Origin of the sequence: Actinokineospora sp. NBRC 105648 (assembly GCF_030269645.1) — a bacterium.
In the GTDB taxonomy this organism is placed as follows: Bacteria; Actinomycetota; Actinomycetes; order Mycobacteriales; family Pseudonocardiaceae; genus Actinokineospora.
Window position 1 is genome coordinate 41,421 of the sequence record NZ_BSTR01000008.1, and the last position, 17,565, is coordinate 58,985.

Genomic DNA, 17,565 nt, shown 5'->3' on the forward strand with positions numbered 1-17,565 from the left:
GAGTAGGCGGGTGGGGCAACGCTGCCGAGCATCCCGCCGGCTCTCAGGCTACCCCGTCCTCCTTCGCGGCCCGCGCGACAGCCGCCGCGACCTCGGGGGCGACCCGCGGGTCCAGGGCACTGGGCACGATCCGGTCGGCGGCGAGGTCGTCCTCGGCCACCGCGACGATCGCGTCCGCGGCGGCGAGCTTCATCCGCTCGGTGATCCGGCGGGCACCGGAGTCCAGCGCGCCGCGGAAGATACCGGGGAAGGCGAGCACGTTGTTGATCTGGTTCGGGAAGTCGCTGCGGCCGGTGGCCACGATCGCGGCGTGCCGGGCGGCGACCTCCGGGTGGATCTCCGGGTCCGGGTTCGACAGCGCGAAGACGATGGCGTCGGGACCCATGGTGGCGACCAGTTCCTCGGGGACGGTGCCCGCCGAGAGCCCGACGAACACGTCGGCGCCGCGCAGCGCCTCGGCCTGGCCGCCGCGCAGGCCGCTGGTGTTGGTCACCTCGGCCAGCCGCGCCTTGATCGGGTTCAGGTTGTCCCGGCCGGAGTGGATGATCCCGCGCGAGTCCAGCAGGGTGATGTCACCCGCGCCCGCGGCCAGCAGGATCTTCGCGCAGGCGATGCCCGCCGCGCCCGCGCCCGCGATGACCACGCGCTGGCCCGCGATGTCCTTGTCCAGCACCTTGTTCGCCCCGCGCAGCGCGGCCAGCAGGACGATCGCGGTGCCGTGCTGGTCGTCGTGCATGACCGGGCAGTCCAGCGCCTCGATCAGCCGCTCCTCCAGCTCGAAGCAGCGCGGCGCCGAGACGTCCTCCAGGTTGACCGCGCCGAACGAGGGCCGCAGCCGCACCAGGGTCTCGACGATCTCGTCCACATCGGTGGTGTCGAGCACCAGCGGGATCGAGTCCAGGCCGCCGAAGGTCTTGAACAGCGCCGCCTTGCCCTCCATGACCGGCAGCGACGCGCTGGCGCCGATGTCGCCGAGGCCGAGCACCGCGGTGCCGTCGGAGACGACCGCGACCAGCCGCGAGGCCCAGGTGTAGCGGGCCGCGAGCGAGGCGTCCTCGGCGATCGCGCGGCTCACCTTGGCCACCCCGGGGGTGTAGGCGATCGCCAGCGAGCGGGGGTCGGCCAGCGGCTTGGTGACGGCGATCCCGAGCTTGCCGCCCTCGTGCGCGGCGAAGATCTCCTCGTCGGTGACGGGCTCGGTGCTCACGTCTGCGGTCCTCGGGTGCTCGTTCAGGGCGGTCATGGACGTCCCTCCTGGGTCGCGCGCTGCGCTGGGGCAGGCGGGCTGTGGCGTGGCCGGGCGATACCTCGCCGGACGGTAGCTAGGAGTGCTGACACGGTGGTGTCCGACGACTGGCGGCGACTGGCGGGTGGTGGTCTTGGGGCTGCCCGGGCTGCGGGCCTGGCGCGGTGCGGACCGGTCCCCAGGGGTGGCGGGGGCGCGGCCGCGGCGGCGGCGGTGGGCACAGTCTGGCAGCAACCGCGCGCGCGTGTCTGCGGTGGGGATCACATACCGGACACCTTTTTCCGCAGGTCAGAGCCGGTTTCCCAAGACGTCCGTCCGGTTTTCTAGGCTCGTGCTAGCGCTCGCTAACGTTTTCGCTGCGTGACGACGCGAGTGGGCACAGCTCGGCAACGCTGCCCCTGTCGCGCTGACCGCGCCCAGGGGTGCCCCCTACTCTTGGACCCGTGCAGGCGAGAGAGCTTCGCGTCCCCGACGCGTTCGAGTTCACCCCCAGAACCTTCCCCGACAGCCGGGGCGTGTTCGTCTCCCCCTTCCAGGGCGAGGCGTTCACCAAGGCGGTCGGCCACCCGATGCCGGTGGCGCAGACGAACCACAGCAGGTCCCGCCGGGGTTCCATCCGCGGCCTGCACTTCGCCGACGTCCCACCCGGACAGGCCAAGTACGTCTACTGCCCGCAGGGGGCGCTGCTCGACTTCGTCGTGGACATCCGCGTCGGCTCCCCCACCTTCGGCGCGTGGGACGTGGTCCGGCTGGACGCGGTGGACTTCCGGGCGGTGTACGTGCCGGAAGGCATCGGCCACGGCTTCGTCGCGCTGGAGGACGACACGGTGATCTCCTACCTCTGCTCGACCGGCTACAACCCGAGCGCCGAGCACGGCATCAACCCGCTCGACCCGGAGCTGGCCCTGCCCTGGGCGCCGGAGCTGGAGCCCCTGCTGTCCGAAAAGGACGAGGAGGCCCCCACCCTGGCCGAGGCCCGCGCGGCAGGCCTGCTCCCCACCTACGCCGAGTGCACCGCGCACTACGAGAAGCTACGAGCAGGCTCTTAAAGAGCCTTAGGCCCCTGCCTCAGGCCCTGGAGCCGCCGGGGCCGCGGCCACAGCCGCCACCGCACGACCGCGTGCACCCGCGCGGGCCCCAACGTCCGCGAGTCGGTCGAGCCGAACCGGTTGTCCCCCTCCACGTGCCACCCCCCGCCGACGGGCCGCACCGCGCGCTTGACCGAGAGCTGCCCCGGCCGCGCGTCCCAGGTGACCAGCACGATGTCACCCACCCGGGGGACCCCCCGACTGGCCAGCACGGTGTCCCCGTCGGCCAGCGCCGGCGACATCGACGGCCCCCGCACCACCACCCGGCGCACCGGCATCCCGCCCAACGGACGTCCTGCGTTCACGATCACCTCCACCTGCCACCACAGCATGCCCGGAGTAGGGTCGGCCACGTCGGAGCATCCCGTTTTGCCATGGAGGAACAATGCGACTGTTGTCGCGCTTTCTCGCCCCGCGCCTGCAGGCCACCGCACACTGCGACCTCCCCTGCGGCGTCTACGACCCCGCGCAGGCCCGCATCGAGGCCGAGTCGGTCAAGGCGGTCCAGCAGAAGTACCAGGACAACGAGGACCCGGAGTTCCGCACCCGCGCCATCCTGATCGCGGAGCAGCGCAGCGACCTGGTCAAGCACCACCTCTGGGTCCTGTGGACCGACTACTTCAAGCCCCCGCACTTCGAGAAGTACCCGGACCTGCACGACCTGTTCAACCGCGCCACCAAGGCGGCCGGGGCCAGCGGCACCAAGGGCTCGATGGACCCGGCCACCGGCCAGGCCCTGCTGGACCTGATCGCCGAGATCGACAAGATCTTCTGGGAGACCAAGAAGGCCTGAGCACCAGTCGCCTGAACGGCGCCGACCAGCGGACCCCTCCGCCGGTCGGCGCTTTTCTTTACCCCGCACACCTCCACTCGCCCCCCGCTCACCCTTCGCACCTCCCGGTCGCCCCCCCCCAACTCACGCCTCACACCTCCCGGTCCGCCCCCGACTCACCCCTCACACCTCTCGGCCGGGCCCTTATTCCCCCTCGCACCTCCCAGCCAGCACCCTCCATCCCTTCACACCCCCACCTCTTTCATTCCCTCAATTCTTTCATTCCCTCAATCCCCGCCCAACCGCCGCCCGACAACGCTCCCCAACCACATCGGCGCCCACTCGCCCCCTTCCCTCAATACCGGCCGCCTTTAACGCGGGCAGGGCGCTGTCAAGGGTGGAGCGCAGCGGAATCGCGCAGCGACGCCGAAGGCGCCCTTGACAGCGCCCTGCCCGCGTTAAACACTCGCGGCCAGAGGGAAGCCCCCGCCGCTAAACCCAGACGGCAACACCCAGACGGCAACACCCAGACAACAACACCCAGGCGGCACCAAAGAACACCCCAAGCGACACCAAGAAAGGATCACAACGACACCACCACCCCCTCACCAGCAGCCAACACCACCCCCGAAAACTCCCCACCCGCAGCAGCGACAGCCAACCCACGATCATTCCCCGGCCAGAAGTGCGTCAGCATCAACCGCTGAGCCCCAGCCGCCGAAGCCGCCCGACCAGCCTCGACCGCGGTCATCAACTGCCCGTCGGGCCGCCCGGGCCGATCAGTCGCCTCCACGATGAACAGGTCCGCACCACGACCCAACTCCGCCAACAGCGGCGTGGGCCCGGTATCCCCCGTATAGGCGACCACCACCCCATCGGCGACAAGACGCACCCCCGCATTGGGCACATAATGCGGCAGCAAAACGCTGGTCAGCGCGAACGGCCCCACCTGATAATCACCCGGCAATTCCCGCACGTCGAAGACCGCGCGCAAATCAACCTCGGGCTCCAACCCACCCAACCGCTCCAACACCCCGGGCGGGCAGTACAACGGCAACCGCGGCTCCCGCATCCCGCCGTAGAGCCGCATCCGGAACAGCCCGTGCAGGTCGATGCAGTGATCAGGGTGCTCGTGCGTGATCACCACGGCGTCCGGCACCCCGTGCGCCAAGAGCCGGGGCAACGTCGAATACCCCAGGTCGAGCACGACCCGGAAGCCATCCCACTCGAGCAGGAACCCGCTACAGGCACGCCCGGGTTCCGGATAGGCCCCGCAACTGCCGAGCACGGTGAGTCGTCGCATGCCCCCAGCATCCCCGCCGGGCACCCCCAGCGGCGCCGGGCCGGAGACCTAGGATCGGCGCATGACGGTCTACCTGCTGCGCCACGGGCCCACCGAGTGGTCGGAGAACGGTCGGCACACCGGACGCACCGACCTCCCGCTGACCGCCGACGGCGAGGACAAGGCCAGACAGGCCGGTGCGGTGCTGCGGGCCCTCGGCGCGCGGGGCCGGGTCTACGCCAGCCCGCGGACCCGGGCGCTGCGCACGGCCGAGCTGGCCGGGCTCACCGTGGACGAGGTCACCGAGGACCTCGCCGAGTGGGACTACGGCGACTACGAGGGCCTGACGACCACCACGATCCGGGAGACCGTGCCGGACTGGACCGTCTGGACCCACCCCTGCCCCGGTGGCGAGACCGCCGGGCAGATCACCGAGCGGGCCAACCGGGTGATCGCCAACATCACCGACGACGCGATCCTGGTGGGCCACGGCCACTTCAGCCGGGTGCTGATCGCCGCCTGGATCGGCCAGGCCGCCGAGTTCGGTGTCCACTTCGGACTCGAAGCCGCCGGGGTGAGCACCCTCGGCGACGAGCGCGGGGTGCCCCAGATCGTCCGACTCAACCAGCACTAGAGGAGAACACCGTGCCAGACCAGCGAGTCCGCCGCATCACCGAGTCCGATGTGGACGCCGTGGTCGGCCTGGTGCACGAGCTCGCCGACTACGAGCGCGCACCGCAGGAGTGCCACCTGAGCGCCGACCAGCTGCACGCGGCGCTCTTCGGCGGCAGTCCCGCGCTGTTCGGGCACGTGGCCGAGCTCGACGGGCAGGTCGTCGGCTGCGCCCTGTGGTTCCTGAACTTCTCCACCTGGCGCGGCACGCACGGCATCTACCTCGAAGACCTCTTCGTCAGCCCGGCCGCGCGCGGATCGGGCCTGGGCAAGGCGTTGCTGCTCGAACTGGCCGAGGAGTGCGCGCGGCGCGGCTACCAGCGCCTCGAGTGGTCCGTGCTGGACTGGAACGAGCCCGCCATCGGCTTCTACCGCTCCCTCGGCGCCATCCCGATGGACGAGTGGACCGTCTACCGCCTCACCGACGGCGCCCTCAAGGCCCTCGGCTAGAGGTCTGGCTACAGGTCCCGGTACATGACGTGCACCGGCACGCGGCCCAGGGTCGCGTGCCGGAAGGCGCCGGGGATGGTCGCGACCACCTCGAACCCCAGCGACCGCCACAGCCGGACCGCGCCGGTGTTGGTCGAGACGACCGCGTTGAACTGCATGCCCGTGTACCCGGCGGCCCGCGCGGCGTCGAGGACGTGCCCGGCCAGCGCGCGCCCGATGCCGCGCCCGGCGTGGTCCGGGTCGACCATGAACCCCGCGTTGGCGACGTGGTCGCCCAAGCCGGGCTGGTTCGGCTTCAGCAGCGCGGTGCCCACGACCACGCCGCCGTCCTCGACGACGAACACCGCGCCCGCCATCCAGGCCCGCTCAGCGGCGTCCTGGTCGGTGGCCGGGTCCCACATGTAGGTCTCGCCGGTGGCCACCACCCGGTGCCACAGCGGCCAGATCAACGGCCAGTCCGCCGCCGACGCCTCGCGGATCAGCACTACTCGCCCCGGTAGTCCTCGCCCTGGGCCCACGCGTTGGTCGCCGGGCGCAGCAGCAGCACCAGGACCACCAGGCACACGACCGCCACCGGCGCGCCGATCTCCGGGCGCCCCGAGGGCCCGATCGCGTACCAGGACACCCCTAACAGCAGGACCTGCAAGACGATCGACGGACTGCGCGCCCAGTGCTTGCCGAGCAGCAGCCCGATGCCGCACGCGAGCACCCCGGCGGTCAGCACGGCGAAGTACGCGGCCTCGCCGTAGACGTTCCCGCCGGTGACCGCGTCCCCGGCCAATCCCCTGACCAGCAACAACACCGTGAACCCGAGCGCGGTCAGGCCCTGCAGCCCGACCAGGGCGCCCGCGCCGAGGACGGTGCGCGGGGCGGTGGAGGAGAGTCGCACGACGGCCCTTCGTCAGAGGCGGCTGGCTAGCGCACGATGACCCTGCGTGCACACCGCCGATGGTATGCCACCCGGACGGCCGGTCGTGCGGCGTCGCCGAGCGGTGCATGATCGGCGGTGTCACTTCCTCGCGGATCGACGGGACAGACGGTCGTCTGGGTGCACTCGTCGTGATGGGGCCGACCGAAGGGAACTCGATCACGACCGGTTCGACCCGCACGACCGGATGACCCCCGTTCGGGGAGGGCGACGGCGAGAGCCGCCCACCGGCCGGCTTACCCTCGGGTAATGCGCGCTGTCCTCGTGGTGAACCCGCAGGCGACCGCGACCACCCCGGCCGGTCGCGACGTGCTGGCGCACGCGCTGGCCAGCCAGGTGAAGCTCGAGGTGGTCGAGACCGACTACCGGGGGCACGCGCTGGCCGCCGCCGCGCAGGCCGCGGTGGACGGCGCCGACCTGGTCGTCGCGCACGGCGGCGACGGCACGGTCAACGAGGTGGTCAACGGCCTGCTGGCCACCGGCCCCTCGGCGGTCACGCCGATGCTCGGTGTGGTGCCCGGCGGCTCGGCCAACGTCTTCGCCCGCGCGCTCGGCCTGCCGCGCAACCCGGTCGAGGCGACGCACCTGCTGCTGCGCGCGCTCGAGGAGGGCCGCGGCAGGCGGGTCGGGCTGGGCCGGGTCGACTCCGGCGGCCAGGCCGCGCACCGCTGGTTCACCTTCAACGCGGGCATGGGCTGGGACGCCGACGTGGTCGCCGACGTGGACCGCAAGCGCGGCAAGCGAACCGGCCCGTCGCTCTACGCCCGGGTGGCGGTCGCCCGCTACGCCCGACCGGGCTACCGCAGGCCGGACCTGACCGTCGAGATCCCCGGCGAGGACCCGATCACCGGGCTGCGGCTGGCCTTCGTGTCCAACACCGACCCGTGGACCTACCTGGGCGCCCGCCCGATCCACCTCAACCCGGGCTGCTCCTTCGAGAAGGGCCTGGGCCTGTTCGGCCTGCGGACCCTCGGCGTGCCCACCGTGCTCCGGCACTTCCGGCAGGCGCTGAGCGACAGCGGCCGCCAGCGGGGCCGCAACCTGGTCCGCCGCGACGATGTTGCGCAGATCACGGTCACTTCTTCCGAGCCGATTCGCCTGCAGTGCGACGGGGATCTGATCGGTGAGCGCACCCGGGTGGAGTTCTCGGCCGTCGCGGACGCGCTGACCGTGGCACTCTGATCACCGCAGTTCCGAACGGGTGAGCGCACTGCACCCAGGCGGGCGGTCCAGACCAGTCGGGGCCGTGATCAAATCGTTGCCCTCCGCAGCCACGGGGCGCTGACCTGTCACTTTCGGGTGAGGTCACTCACCGGGCGGAGAACAACCCTTGACATCCGCGCAGTTCGTGAAAGCATTCACAAGCACCCCGACGACCGGATGACGACTAGTGGCGCGTCTAAGCGCGCCCGATGCGAGGAGCAAGCAGAAATGGACTGGCGCCACCGCGCGGCCTGCCGTGACGAGGACCCGGAGCTGTTCTTCCCCGTGGGGACAAGCGGTCCGGCGATCCTGCAGGTCTCCGAGGCGAAGGCCGTTTGCCACCGCTGCCCCGTCGCCTCCAACTGCCTGTCATGGGCGCTCGAGAGCGGCCAGGACGCTGGCGTTTGGGGCGGTATGAGTGAGGACGAGCGTCGCGCGCTGAAGCGCCGCAACGCCCGCACTCGGGCACGCAGCAACGCCTGAGCTTAAAAACCGCGTAAAGACCGCGGAAGCCCGGCACCGAATTGATTCGGTGCCGGGCTTCTGCGTTTACCAATGGTATTGGCTGTTTACCAATCGCTTACCGCCGGTGCGACAGCGGAACGCGCAACACCGCTTCGGTTCCGCCCGCGTCGCGCCTGCGCAGTGACAGCGTGCCGCGCAGCTCCGACTCGACCAGGGTCCGCACGATCTGCAGGCCCAACCCGTTGGTCCGCTCCAGCGAGAACCCGGCGGGCAGGCCGCGCCCGTCGTCGGCGACGACCACGTCGAGCCACCGGGCCGAGCGGGTCGCGGTGACCACGACCTCGCCGGAGTTGCCCGGCGGGTAGGCGTGCTCGACGGCGTTCTGGGTGAGCTCGGTCAGCACCATCACCAGCGGCGTCGCCGTCTCGGCGGCCACCACGCCGAACTGCCCGCTCTTGCGGACCTTCACGTGGCTCTCGGCCACCGCGACGTCACCGACTATCGGGATCACCTTGTCCACCAAGGCATCCAGGTCGACCCGCTCGTCCACAGAGGTGGACAGCGTCTCGTGCACCATGGCGATCGCGGCCACCCGGCGCACCGACTCGGCCAGCGCCTCCTTGGCCTCCGGGCTGTTCGTCCGGCGCGACTGCAACCGCAGCAGCGCGGCCACGGTCTGCAGGTTGTTCTTCACCCGGTGGTGGATCTCGCGGATCGTCGCGTCCTTGGACAGCAACGCGCGGTCACGCCTGCGCACCTCGGTGACGTCGCGGCAGAGCACCAGCGCCCCCGCCGCCTTGCCACCGGGCCGCAGCGGCAGCGCGCGGAACAGCACCGCCGCCCCGCGCCGCGACTCGGCCTCGGTGCGCATGCTCGGCTGGCCGTCGAGCGCCAGCAGGATCCGCTGCGCCACCTCGGTCGCGTCGAACGGGTCGCCGATCAGCGACCGGGTCAGCGGCGCGAGCCGGACCCCGACCAGGTCGGAGGCGTGGCCCATCCGGTGGTAGGCCGAGAGCGCGTTCGGGCTGGCGAAGACCACCGCGCCCGCGGGGTCGAGCCGGATCAGGCCGTCACCCACCCGTGGACTGGTGTGCACGTCCGGTGACGGCTCGGTGGTCGGGAAGGTGCCGTCGGCGACCATCTGGCACAGGTCCCCCGCGATCCCCAGGTAGGCGATCTCCAGCGCGCTGGGCACCCGGGGCACCGCCAGGTTCGTCTCCCGGGACAGCACCGCGACGACCTCGCCGCCGGAGGTGACCGGGATGGCCTCGCGGCGCACCGGCACCCCCAGGTACCAGCGCGGGTCCTCCTCGCGGCAGATCCGCCGCTCGGCGGTGGCCCGGCGCAGCTGCGGGTGCTCGTCGACGTCGGTGTGGCTGGCGACGACGTCCTCGGGGTGCGCGGTGGGCCCGGTCGTCGGCCGCGCCTGCGCCACGCAGATGTAGCGCCGCCCGGCGTCCTGCGGGGGCAGCGGCGTGCCGTCCTGGCCCGCGGTCTCGGGGACCCAGAGCAGGAAGTCGGCGAAGGACAGGTCGGAGAGCAGCTGCCACTCCGCGACCACGGTCTGCAGGTGGTCGACGGCACCGCCGGAGAGCCCGGTGTGCTCGGCGAGCAGGTCAGAGAGCGTGGACACGCGACTCCCAGGGGTTCGGCTACTACTCCAGCACGGCGATCAGGTCGTGCTCCTGCACGACGTCGCCCTCTTTGACGGCCAGCCTGGTCAGCCTGCCACCGCCCTCGGTGAGCACCGGGATCTCCATCTTCATCGACTCGAGGATCACCACGGTGTCACCCTCGGCTAACCGCTCACCCTCGCGCGCGACCACGTTGAGCACGTTGGCCACCATCTCGGCGTGGATCTCCTGCGCCATCCGCTGCCCCTTTTCGCCCTGGTGCTGCCCGATCCAATCCAACCACGACCGGGGCCTGGCAAAACCCCTAACCACGACGTGGCAAAATCGTCGGCTCAAGCCAAAGCCAGCAGGAGGCACCGATGTCGAAGCGCGCCCGCAAGCGTCGCGACCGCAAGAAGGGTGGCGCGAACCACGGCAAGCGCCCCAACGCCTGAGCACCAGCTCCGCGTACGCGAACAGGCCCCGGCACACCCGTGCCGGGGCCTGTTCGCGTATTGGCTGGCTGGCGTGCTGGTCAGTCGCGCTCGACGGTGGTGCGGGTGATCTCGATGTTCACCCCGCCGTGCTCGATGACCGTCTTGCGGATCGAGGCGCGCAGCCGGTCGCGGAACTCCTCCGGCGCCTGGTCGCCGCCGCACTTGCGGGCGAGCAGGACCTTGAGGTGCTCCTCGATGCCGTACTGCTCCAGGCACGGGCTGCACTCGTCCAGGTGCCGCTGCAGCGTCGCGCGGCGGGTGAGGTCGCACTCCTGGTCGAGGAAGAGCCACACCTCGCCGAGCACGTCGCCGCAGTCGGTCTCGTGGTGGTTGCCGCAGCTCACGACCCCGCCACCTCCCGGACGAACCCGCGCTCGCGGGCCACCCCGGCGAGCAGGTCGCGCAGCTGGCGCCTGCCGCGGTGCAGGCGGGACATCACGGTGCCGATCGGCGTGCCCATGATCTCGGCGATCTCCTTGTAGGCGAATCCCTCGACGTCGGCGAGGTAGACCGCCAGCCGGAACTCCTCGGGCAGCTGCTGCAGCGCCCGCTTGACGTCGTCGTCGGGCAGCAGGTCCATCGCCTCGACCTCGGCCGAGCGCAGCCCGCTGGAGGTGTGGCTCTCGGCCTTGGCCAGCTGCCAGTCGGTGATCTCGTCGGTCGGCGACTGCAGCGGCTGGCGCTGCCGCTTGCGGTAGCCGTTGATGTAGGTGTTGGTGAGGATGCGGTAGAGCCAGGCCTTGAGGTTGGTGCCCGCGGAGAAGGACGCGAAGGCGGCGAACGCCTTGAGGTAGGTCTCCTGGACCAGGTCCTCGGCGTCGGCGGGGTTGCGGGTCATCCGCAGCGCGGCGGAGTAGAGCTGGTCGAGCAGCGGCATGGCGTCGCGCTCGAACCGCTCCCCGCGCGCGGCGGCGGACTCGGCACTCTTGGCTTCGGTGCGGGGCACCGCGCTCCTTTCGGGTGCGCGCGCACCCGTGTCGAGGTGCGCATAGGGCTTCACCGAGCTTACGCGGATCGGGCGCGGCAGGCTGTTGGCCGAACCACCCGCACGACGTGAACTCGGCCGCTTCGTCTCGGTGATCTCCTGGGTGAGCACACTGGCTTGAACACGGCGGACGCGATCGGCATTCCCCCTCTAGCCTGTCCCCGTGGCAGGACGAGGAACCCCGGCGACGGCACTGCTGGCCAAGCAGAAAGTCGCCCACACGCTGCACTCCTACGACCACGACCCCCGGCAGCCGTTCGGCCTGGAGGCCGCCGCCGCGCTCGGCGTCACCCCCGATCGGGTGTTCAAGACGCTGCTCGCCGAGGTCGACGGGGTGTTGACCGTGGGCGTGGTCCCGGTCGACGCCCAGCTGGACCTGAAGGCGCTGGCGGCCGCGGTCGGCGGCAAGAAGGCGCGGATGGCGGACGTGGCGGTGGCCGAGCGCACCACGGGGTACGTGGCGGGCGGCATCTCGCCGCTGGGTCAGCGCAAACGCTTGCGGACGGTGGTGGACACCTCGGCCCAGGCCTTCCCGACGATGTTCTGCTCCGGCGGGCGGCGCGGGCTGGAGATCGAACTGGCGGCGGACGACCTGGTCACCCTGGTCGGCGGCAGCACGGCCGACATCGCCGCCCGCTGACCCTCGGAGCGCTCCACGACCCGCGCCGCTCCGCGAAAACTCGTTGGCGGACCACGACGGCCACTGCTACTTTTCCGGCAGCCGTGCTGGAGACCGAGGAGGTGGTACCCGTGAACGTATCGACATGGGTGCTCCCCCACGGGGTCACGGCCGGGCGGTAGGTCGTCCGGGAGCGCCGTCAACGCGCACTCCCGAAAGGCACGACCATGGAATTCACCTCCGAACAGCGCTTCGACGACGGTGTCCTCGAACGCGGGTTCACCCTCGGCGACGTCCCCGGCATCCTGTGGACGCCCGGTTCCGCGCCCGCCCCGCTGATCCTGCTCGGCCACCCCGGCGGACTGTCCAAGATGTACCCCCGGCTGTCGGCCCGGGCCCGGCACGCCGCGGCGGAGGGCTACGCCGCGGCCACCATCGAGCTCCCCGGCAGCGGTGACCGGCCCCGTTCGCCCGCCACCGACGAGGCCCGCGCCGACCTGCGCCGGGCGCTGGCAGCAGGCGAGACGGTCACCGACGACATCGTCGACCGGCTCGTCCTCCCGCTCGTCGACAAGGCGGTCCCGGAGTGGCGGGTCACCCTGGACGCCCTCCTCGCGCTGCCCGAGATCGGCGGCCCGGTCGGGTTCGCGGGTGGGGTGATCGCCATCGCCGTCCGGCTGGCGGTGGTCGAGCCGCGCATCGCCGCCGCCGTGCTCTTCGCCGGGAGTTTCGTGCCCCGCGCCACGTTCGACGAGGCCCGGCAGGTCACCATCCCGCTGCAGGTCCTGCTGCAGTGGGACGACGAGGGGAACGACCGGCAGATGGCCCTGGACCTGTTCGACGCCTTCGGTACCAAGGAGAAGACGTTGCACGCCAACATGGGCGGGCACACCGGCGTCCCGCAGTTCGAGGGGGACGAGGGGAACCGGTTCTTCGCCCGGCACCTGAGGTGAGGCCGGTCCGCCAAGCAGGCAGCCGGTAGGAGCTGCCTGCCAGGACGCCGCTCATCGAGGACGGGCCCCGGCCCTCCTCGATGGCGGTGCCCGGCCCGCGCTTCGGCGAGAGCAGGCTCAGAGGGGGACGGCCGTGCCGCTCACGTGGATGCCCGAGCCCGGGTCCGACGGGATGGTCACCGTGATCACGCCCGGCCTGCCCATGTCGTCACCCTGGTGGATGGTCAACGCCGCGGGCGACTCCACGAGCCCCAGCTCGCGCAGGTACCCGCCCAACGCCGCCGCGGCGGCGCCGGTCGCCGGGTCCTCGACGACCCCGCCGGGCGGGAACGGGTTGCGGGAGTGGATCACCGTGTCGGACTCGCGGTAGACCAGCTGGATCGTCGTCCAGTCCTGGGCGGCCATCAGCTCTTGGAGTACCGGGAAGTCGTAGTCCAAGTCCGCCAACCGTTCCCGAGAACCCGCGGCGATGATCGGGTGCCACGCGCCCGCGTACGCGACGCGCGGAGGCAGCGCCGGGTCCAAGTCCGTCGCCGACCAGCCCAACGCGGCCAAGAGGTCCGCGAGAGCGTCCAACGGCTTGGTCTTGGGCGGCACGCTCACCAGTGTCGCCGTGTAGATCCCGCCCTCGGTCTCGCTAGTGCTCACCTCGACCAGCCCCGCGCGGGTGCGCAGGCGCAGCGGGCCCGCGCCGTGCGCGGTGGCGTACGCGATCGAGGCGGCGATCGTGGCGTGGCCGCAGAACGGGACCTCCGCCAGCGGGCTGAAGTACCGCACGTCCAGGTCACCGTCGGGGCGGGGCACCAGGAACGCCGACTCGGAGTAGCCCACCTCCGCCGCGGCGGCCAGCAGCTCGGCGTCCGGGACGCCGGTCGCGTCCAGGACCACGCCCGCCGGGTTGCCGCCTGCCGGGTCGGCGCTGAAGGCCGTGTATCTCAGGATCTCCACGAGCGCATCATGTCAGTCCTCGGTCCCCGCCTTCGAGGCCAACAACCGGCGCAGGGACTCCAGCCTGCCCGGGGTGGCGGTGCCCTCGGCGACCATGGTGTCCAGGTAGCAGTCCGGGTCCTCCGGCGGCCCCTGGTGCCCGCAGCCGGGCGGGCACTCCTCGGCCGCGGCCACGAACTCCTCGAACGCCGAGACGATGTCGTTCGGCTTGATGTGGGCCAGGCCGAACGAGCGGATGCCCGGGGTGTCCACCACCCAGCCGCCGCCCGGCAGCGGCAGCGCGACCGCCGAGGTCGAGGTGTGCCGCCCCTTGCCGACACCGCTCACCGCGGCCGTCGCGCGGAAGGCGTCGGGCACCAGCCGGTTGACCAAAGTGGACTTCCCGACGCCGGAGTGGCCCACCAGCGCGGAAACCCGGTCGGTGAGCCGCGCGCGCAGTTCGTCGGGCTCGGTGTCGCGCCGGGTGACCACCACCGGCAGGTCCAGCTCGGCGTACTTGGCCAGCAGCGGCGCCGGGTCGGCGAGGTCGGACTTGGTCAGGCAGAGCACCGGCGCCAGCCCGCCCGCGAACGCCGCGACCAGGCAGCGGTCGATGAACCCGGTGCGCGGCGGCGGGTCGGCCAGCGCGCAGACGATCATCAGCTGCTCGGCGTTGGCGACCACGACCCGCTCGAAGGCGTCGGTGTCGTCGGCGGTGCGGCGCAGCACGCTCGCGCGGTCGGCCACCCGCACGATCCGGGCGAGGGTGTCCGGGTCGCCGCTGGTGTCGCCGACGATGTCCACCTGGTCGCCGATGACGACCGGGGTGCGGCCCAGCTCGCGGGCCCGCATGGCGACCACCAGGTGCCCGGGGTCCCGGTCGACCGCGCAGGTCCAGCGGCCCCGGTCCTTGCCGACCACCATGCCGGTGACCGCGTCCGCGTGCTCCGGGCGGCGCTTGCTGCGTGGCCGGGTGCCCTTGCCCGGGCGCACCCGGACGTCGGCCTCGTCGAGCCTGCTCCAGTCGCCGCGCCGGGAGCCCACGTCAGCGCGTCTCGGTGAGCATGTCGGCCCACCGGGCGGGGAAGTCGGGCATCGTCTTGGCGGTGGTGCCGATGTCGTCGACGGCCACACCCTCGACGACCAGGCCGATGATCGCGCCGGCGGTGGCCATCCGGTGGTCGGCGTAGGCGCGCCACGGGCCGCCGTGCAGTGGCACCGGGCGGATCGCCAGCCCGTCCTCGGTCTCGGTCGCGTCGCCGCCGAGCGCGCTGATCTCGGCGGCCAGCGCGGCGAGCCGGTCGGTCTCGTGCCCGCGCAGGTGCGCGACGCCGCGCAGCCGGGACGGCCCCTCGGCCAGGGCGGCCAGCGCGGCGACGGTGGGGGTGAGCTCGCCGACGTCGTGCAGGTCGATGTCCACACCGGACAGCCGGGCCGGGCCGCGCACGGTGAGCGCGCCGTCGACGAGGGTGACCTCGGCGCCCATCCGGGACAGGATGTCGCGGATGGCGTCGCCGGGCTGCGTGGTGGCCGAGGGCCAGCCGGTGACCGTCACCTCGCCGCCGGTGACCGCGGCGGCGGCCAGGAACGGCGTCGCGTTGGACAGGTCCGGCTCGACGACCCAGTCGACCGCGGCGACCGGGCCCGGCTCGACCCGCCAGGTGTGCGGCTCGGCGTCGTCCACCTCGACGCCCGCTGCGCGCAGCATCTGCACGGTCATCTCGATGTGCGGCATGGACGGCACGGGTTTCCCGTCGTGGTGGACGGTCAACCCCTTGTCGTAGCGGGCACCCGAGAGCAGCAGGCCCGAGACGAACTGCGACGACGCGGAGGCATCGATGGTGACCGTGCCGCCCGCGATCCCGCCGGTGCCGTGCAGGGTGAACGGGAGCGCGTCGCCGTCGACCACCGCGCCGACGGCGCGCAGGGCGTCCAGGACGGTGTCCATCGGCCGCTCGCGGGCCCGCGGGTCGCCGTCGAACCGGATCTCGCCGTCGGCGAGGACGGCGGCGGGCGGCACGAACCGCATGACCGTGCCCGCCAGGCCGCAGTCGACCTCCGCCGGGCCGCGGAAGCCGCCGTGGGCGCCGACGCGGACCGTGGCACCGTCGACCTCGACCGGCACGCCGAGCGCGCGCAGGGCGCCGGTCATCAGATCGGCGTCGCGGCCCTCCAGCGCGCCCGACACGGTGCTGCGCCCACCGCTGAGGGCGGCCAGCACGAGGGCTCGGTTCGTGATCGACTTGGATCCGGGCACGGTCACGGTGGCGCGCACGGGGGTCTGGGCGACGGGGGCTGACCAGGGCTGCGGCATGTGGTCAATCCTCCCGCACCAGGGCCCCGCGTGGGCTACCGGCTCGCCACTGCCGGTCCCGCATGTCACGATTCGAGCACACCCGGGAGGTGGAGAGACCTTGTGCGGCAGGTACGCGGCCGCGAAGGACCCCGCGACGCTGGCCGCGGAGTTCGACGCGATCGACACGATGGGAGACCAGGCACCCGACCTGGACTACAACGTCGCGCCCACGAAGAACGTGGTCACCGTGGTGCAGCGGCACCCCCGCGACGCCGACGGCGCGGTCGACCGGAGCACCACCGAGCGCACGCTGCGGGTGATGCGGTGGGGCCTGGTCCCGGCCTGGGCCAAGGACTCCGGCGGCGGCGCCAAGATGATCAACGCCCGGTCCGAGACCGCCGCCGGGAAGCCCGCGTTCAAGAAGTCGCTGGCCGAGCGCCGCTGCCTCATCCCGGCCGACGGCTGGTACGAATGGCGCCGGGACAAGACCTCGAAGCAGCCGTTCTTCACCACCCCGCGCGACGGCGGCAGCCTGGCGATGGCCGGCCTGTGGACCACCTGGCGCGACCAGGACGACCCGGCGAAGCCGATCCTGATCACCTGCGCGGTGCTCACCACCGACGCGGTCGGCCCGCTGGCCGAGGTCCACGACCGGATGCCGCTGCTGCTGGGCCGCGACGCGTTCGCCCGCTGGCTCGACCCGGACTCGCGCGAGGTCTCTGAGCTGCTCGCGCCGCCGTCCCTGGACCTGGTCGACGCACTGGAGATTCGGCCGGTGTCGCAGGCGGTCAACAGCGTGCGCAACAACGGCCCCGAGCTGCTCGAGCCGCTGGCGGCAGTGGCCGACCTGGACGCGCCCGACCTGTTCAGCGGGCGCCCGTGACCAAGACCGAGATCGACACCCCGCACGGCCCGGCCCGGGCCGAGCTGCACTGCGCTCCCGAGGGCCGTGCGGGCCTGTTGCTCGGTCACGGCGCCGGCGGCGGCATCGAGGCCCCCGACCTGGTAGCCGCGACCCGCGGCGCCACGGCGGCGGGCGTGCACGTCGCACTGGTCGAACAGCCGTACCGGGTCGCGGGCAGGCGCGCGCCCGCCCCCGCGACCCAGCTCGACACCGCGTGGCTGGCCGTGGTGGAACACCTGTCGGCGCTGTGGTTCGACAACCTGCCCCTGGTGTTCGGCGGCCGGTCCTCCGGCGCGCGCGTGGCCTGCCGCACGCACGCCGACGGCGAGGCCGTCGGCGTGCTCTGCCTGGCGTTCCCGGTGCACCCGCCGGGCAAGCCGGAGAAGAGCAGGCAGTCCGAACTGGACGCGGTCACCGTGCCGACGCTGGTCGTGCAGGGGCAGAACGACCCGTTCGGCCAGCCCGCAGCCGGGCACCTGCGGGAGATCATGAGCGTGCCCGGCGACCACTCGCTCAAGCGCGAGCTCCCCGTCCTCTCCCGCACCGTCGAGGAGTGGCTGCACCGGATCCTGCGCCCACTCGACTGACCCGCCAGACCTGGACGAAGTGGACGGACTCGCCGCCGGGGAGAACCCCGCGGGCGCCCCACGCGTCCTACCGGTCGA

Annotated in this window: 23 protein-coding genes; 11 read left to right on the plus strand and 12 right to left on the minus strand. The window is 72.2% G+C overall.

Going from position 1 to position 17,565, the window contains the following annotated elements; all coding sequences use genetic code 11:
- Window positions 1-43: 43 nt before the first annotated feature.
- On the minus strand, window positions 44-1,243 hold the full coding sequence (locus tag QSK30_RS10120; RefSeq protein WP_285501680.1) for an NAD(P)-dependent malic enzyme: 1,200 nt from the start codon (window positions 1,241-1,243) through the stop codon (window positions 44-46).
- A 446-nt stretch (window positions 1,244-1,689) separates the two neighbouring features.
- On the opposite strand from QSK30_RS10120, the gene QSK30_RS10125 reads away from it, so the two are divergent.
- Entirely contained in the window at window positions 1,690-2,295 is a 606-nt protein-coding gene (locus QSK30_RS10125) for a dTDP-4-dehydrorhamnose 3,5-epimerase family protein (RefSeq protein WP_285501682.1), read from the plus strand.
- Here QSK30_RS10125 and QSK30_RS10130 read toward each other — a convergent pair.
- A complete protein-coding gene (locus tag QSK30_RS10130) occupies window positions 2,292-2,639 on the minus strand; it encodes a S26 family signal peptidase (protein ID WP_285501683.1) in 348 nt (115 codons plus the stop codon). The two genes, QSK30_RS10125 and QSK30_RS10130, sit on opposite strands and share 4 nt — an antisense overlap.
- An 80-nt stretch (window positions 2,640-2,719) precedes the next feature.
- On the opposite strand from QSK30_RS10130, the gene sodN reads away from it, so the two are divergent.
- The gene (sodN, locus tag QSK30_RS10135; protein ID WP_285501685.1) at window positions 2,720-3,127 is read left to right on the plus strand and encodes a superoxide dismutase, Ni; all 408 of its coding nucleotides are present in this window, start codon (window positions 2,720-2,722) and stop codon (window positions 3,125-3,127) included.
- 562 nt (window positions 3,128-3,689) lie between these two features.
- On the opposite strand, the gene QSK30_RS10140 is transcribed toward sodN, so the two are convergent.
- Window positions 3,690-4,409, minus strand: a complete 720-nt coding sequence (locus QSK30_RS10140) for an MBL fold metallo-hydrolase (protein WP_285501687.1) — start codon at window positions 4,407-4,409, stop codon at window positions 3,690-3,692.
- A gap of 61 nt (window positions 4,410-4,470) precedes the next feature.
- Here QSK30_RS10140 and QSK30_RS10145 point away from each other — a divergent pair, with 61 nt between their 5' ends.
- Both QSK30_RS10145 and QSK30_RS10150 read left to right on the plus strand, forming a co-directional pair.
- The gene (locus QSK30_RS10145; protein ID WP_285501688.1) at window positions 4,471-5,022 is read left to right on the plus strand and encodes a histidine phosphatase family protein; all 552 of its coding nucleotides are present in this window, start codon (window positions 4,471-4,473) and stop codon (window positions 5,020-5,022) included.
- Between the two features lie 11 nt (window positions 5,023-5,033).
- On the plus strand, window positions 5,034-5,510 hold the full coding sequence (locus QSK30_RS10150; protein ID WP_285501689.1) for a GNAT family N-acetyltransferase: 477 nt from the start codon (window positions 5,034-5,036) through the stop codon (window positions 5,508-5,510).
- An 8-nt stretch (window positions 5,511-5,518) separates the two neighbouring features.
- Here the strand turns inward: QSK30_RS10150 and QSK30_RS10155 are convergent, their stop codons facing one another.
- Window positions 5,519-5,995: a GNAT family N-acetyltransferase gene (locus QSK30_RS10155; protein WP_285501691.1), complete on the minus strand. Its 477-nt coding sequence runs from the start codon at window positions 5,993-5,995 to the stop codon at window positions 5,519-5,521.
- Complete coding sequence (locus tag QSK30_RS10160) at window positions 5,995-6,399, minus strand: hypothetical protein (RefSeq protein WP_285501694.1); 405 nt, start codon at window positions 6,397-6,399, stop codon at window positions 5,995-5,997. Before QSK30_RS10160 ends, QSK30_RS10155 begins: the two co-directional genes overlap by 1 nt.
- 288 nt (window positions 6,400-6,687) lie before the next feature.
- On the opposite strand from QSK30_RS10160, the gene QSK30_RS10165 reads away from it, so the two are divergent.
- Together QSK30_RS10165 and QSK30_RS10170 are read left to right on the plus strand one after the other, a co-directional pair.
- Window positions 6,688-7,620 carry a diacylglycerol/lipid kinase family protein gene (locus QSK30_RS10165; RefSeq protein ID WP_285501695.1) on the plus strand — a complete coding sequence of 311 codons (933 nt, stop codon included), beginning with the start codon at window positions 6,688-6,690 and terminating at the stop codon, window positions 7,618-7,620.
- Window positions 7,621-7,869: 249 nt separating this feature from the next.
- Window positions 7,870-8,124: a WhiB family transcriptional regulator gene (locus tag QSK30_RS10170; RefSeq protein ID WP_054051690.1), complete on the plus strand. Its 255-nt coding sequence runs from the start codon at window positions 7,870-7,872 to the stop codon at window positions 8,122-8,124.
- A gap of 97 nt (window positions 8,125-8,221) precedes the next feature.
- On the opposite strand, the gene QSK30_RS10175 is transcribed toward QSK30_RS10170, so the two are convergent.
- Together QSK30_RS10175 and QSK30_RS10180 are read right to left on the minus strand one after the other, a co-directional pair.
- Window positions 8,222-9,739 (minus strand): sensor histidine kinase, encoded by a 1,518-nt coding sequence (locus tag QSK30_RS10175; protein ID WP_285501696.1) that lies wholly within the window; start codon window positions 9,737-9,739, stop codon window positions 8,222-8,224.
- 22 nt (window positions 9,740-9,761) lie between these two features.
- Complete coding sequence (locus QSK30_RS10180) at window positions 9,762-9,977, minus strand: biotin/lipoyl-binding carrier protein (protein WP_285501697.1); 216 nt, start codon at window positions 9,975-9,977, stop codon at window positions 9,762-9,764.
- A gap of 122 nt (window positions 9,978-10,099) precedes the next feature.
- Here QSK30_RS10180 and QSK30_RS37145 point away from each other — a divergent pair, with 122 nt between their 5' ends.
- Entirely contained in the window at window positions 10,100-10,174 is a 75-nt protein-coding gene (locus QSK30_RS37145; protein ID WP_096498094.1) for a 50S ribosomal protein bL37, read from the plus strand.
- A gap of 80 nt (window positions 10,175-10,254) precedes the next feature.
- Here QSK30_RS37145 and rsrA read toward each other — a convergent pair whose 3' ends face one another.
- Both rsrA and QSK30_RS10190 read right to left on the minus strand, forming a co-directional pair.
- Window positions 10,255-10,560 (minus strand): mycothiol system anti-sigma-R factor, encoded by a 306-nt coding sequence (rsrA, locus tag QSK30_RS10185; RefSeq protein ID WP_285501699.1) that lies wholly within the window; start codon window positions 10,558-10,560, stop codon window positions 10,255-10,257.
- Window positions 10,557-11,162: a sigma-70 family RNA polymerase sigma factor gene (locus QSK30_RS10190; protein WP_285501701.1), complete on the minus strand. Its 606-nt coding sequence runs from the start codon at window positions 11,160-11,162 to the stop codon at window positions 10,557-10,559. Before QSK30_RS10190 ends, rsrA begins: the two co-directional genes overlap by 4 nt.
- A 202-nt stretch (window positions 11,163-11,364) precedes the next feature.
- On the opposite strand from QSK30_RS10190, the gene ybaK reads away from it, so the two are divergent.
- Together ybaK and QSK30_RS10200 are read left to right on the plus strand one after the other, a co-directional pair.
- Window positions 11,365-11,841 carry a Cys-tRNA(Pro) deacylase gene (gene ybaK, locus QSK30_RS10195; protein WP_285501703.1) on the plus strand — a complete coding sequence of 159 codons (477 nt, stop codon included), beginning with the start codon at window positions 11,365-11,367 and terminating at the stop codon, window positions 11,839-11,841.
- Between the two features lie 206 nt (window positions 11,842-12,047).
- Complete coding sequence (locus QSK30_RS10200; protein WP_285501705.1) at window positions 12,048-12,773, plus strand: dienelactone hydrolase family protein; 726 nt, start codon at window positions 12,048-12,050, stop codon at window positions 12,771-12,773.
- Window positions 12,774-12,890: 117 nt separating this feature from the next.
- On the opposite strand, the gene QSK30_RS10205 is transcribed toward QSK30_RS10200, so the two are convergent.
- From QSK30_RS10205 to aroA, 3 genes are read right to left on the minus strand one after another with little or no spacing between them, the layout of a single operon-like run.
- Window positions 12,891-13,721, minus strand: a complete 831-nt coding sequence (locus tag QSK30_RS10205; RefSeq protein ID WP_285501706.1) for a PhzF family phenazine biosynthesis protein — start codon at window positions 13,719-13,721, stop codon at window positions 12,891-12,893.
- Window positions 13,722-13,733: 12 nt separating this feature from the next.
- Window positions 13,734-14,744, minus strand: coding sequence for a ribosome small subunit-dependent GTPase A (gene rsgA / locus QSK30_RS10210; RefSeq protein ID WP_285501707.1), 1,011 nt, complete (start codon window positions 14,742-14,744; stop codon window positions 13,734-13,736).
- A gap of 1 nt (window position 14,745) precedes the next feature.
- Entirely contained in the window at window positions 14,746-16,014 is a 1,269-nt protein-coding gene (gene aroA, locus QSK30_RS10215) for a 3-phosphoshikimate 1-carboxyvinyltransferase (RefSeq protein WP_285501708.1), read from the minus strand.
- Window positions 16,015-16,114: 100 nt separating this feature from the next.
- Here aroA and QSK30_RS10220 point away from each other — a divergent pair, with 100 nt between their 5' ends.
- Together QSK30_RS10220 and QSK30_RS10225 are read left to right on the plus strand one after the other, a co-directional pair.
- Window positions 16,115-16,879 carry an SOS response-associated peptidase gene (locus QSK30_RS10220; protein WP_285501709.1) on the plus strand — a complete coding sequence of 255 codons (765 nt, stop codon included), beginning with the start codon at window positions 16,115-16,117 and terminating at the stop codon, window positions 16,877-16,879.
- Window positions 16,876-17,487, plus strand: coding sequence for an alpha/beta hydrolase family protein (locus QSK30_RS10225; RefSeq protein WP_285501710.1), 612 nt, complete (start codon window positions 16,876-16,878; stop codon window positions 17,485-17,487). The genes QSK30_RS10220 and QSK30_RS10225 overlap by 4 nt, the downstream gene beginning before the upstream one ends.
- Window positions 17,488-17,565: the final 78 nt, after the last annotated feature.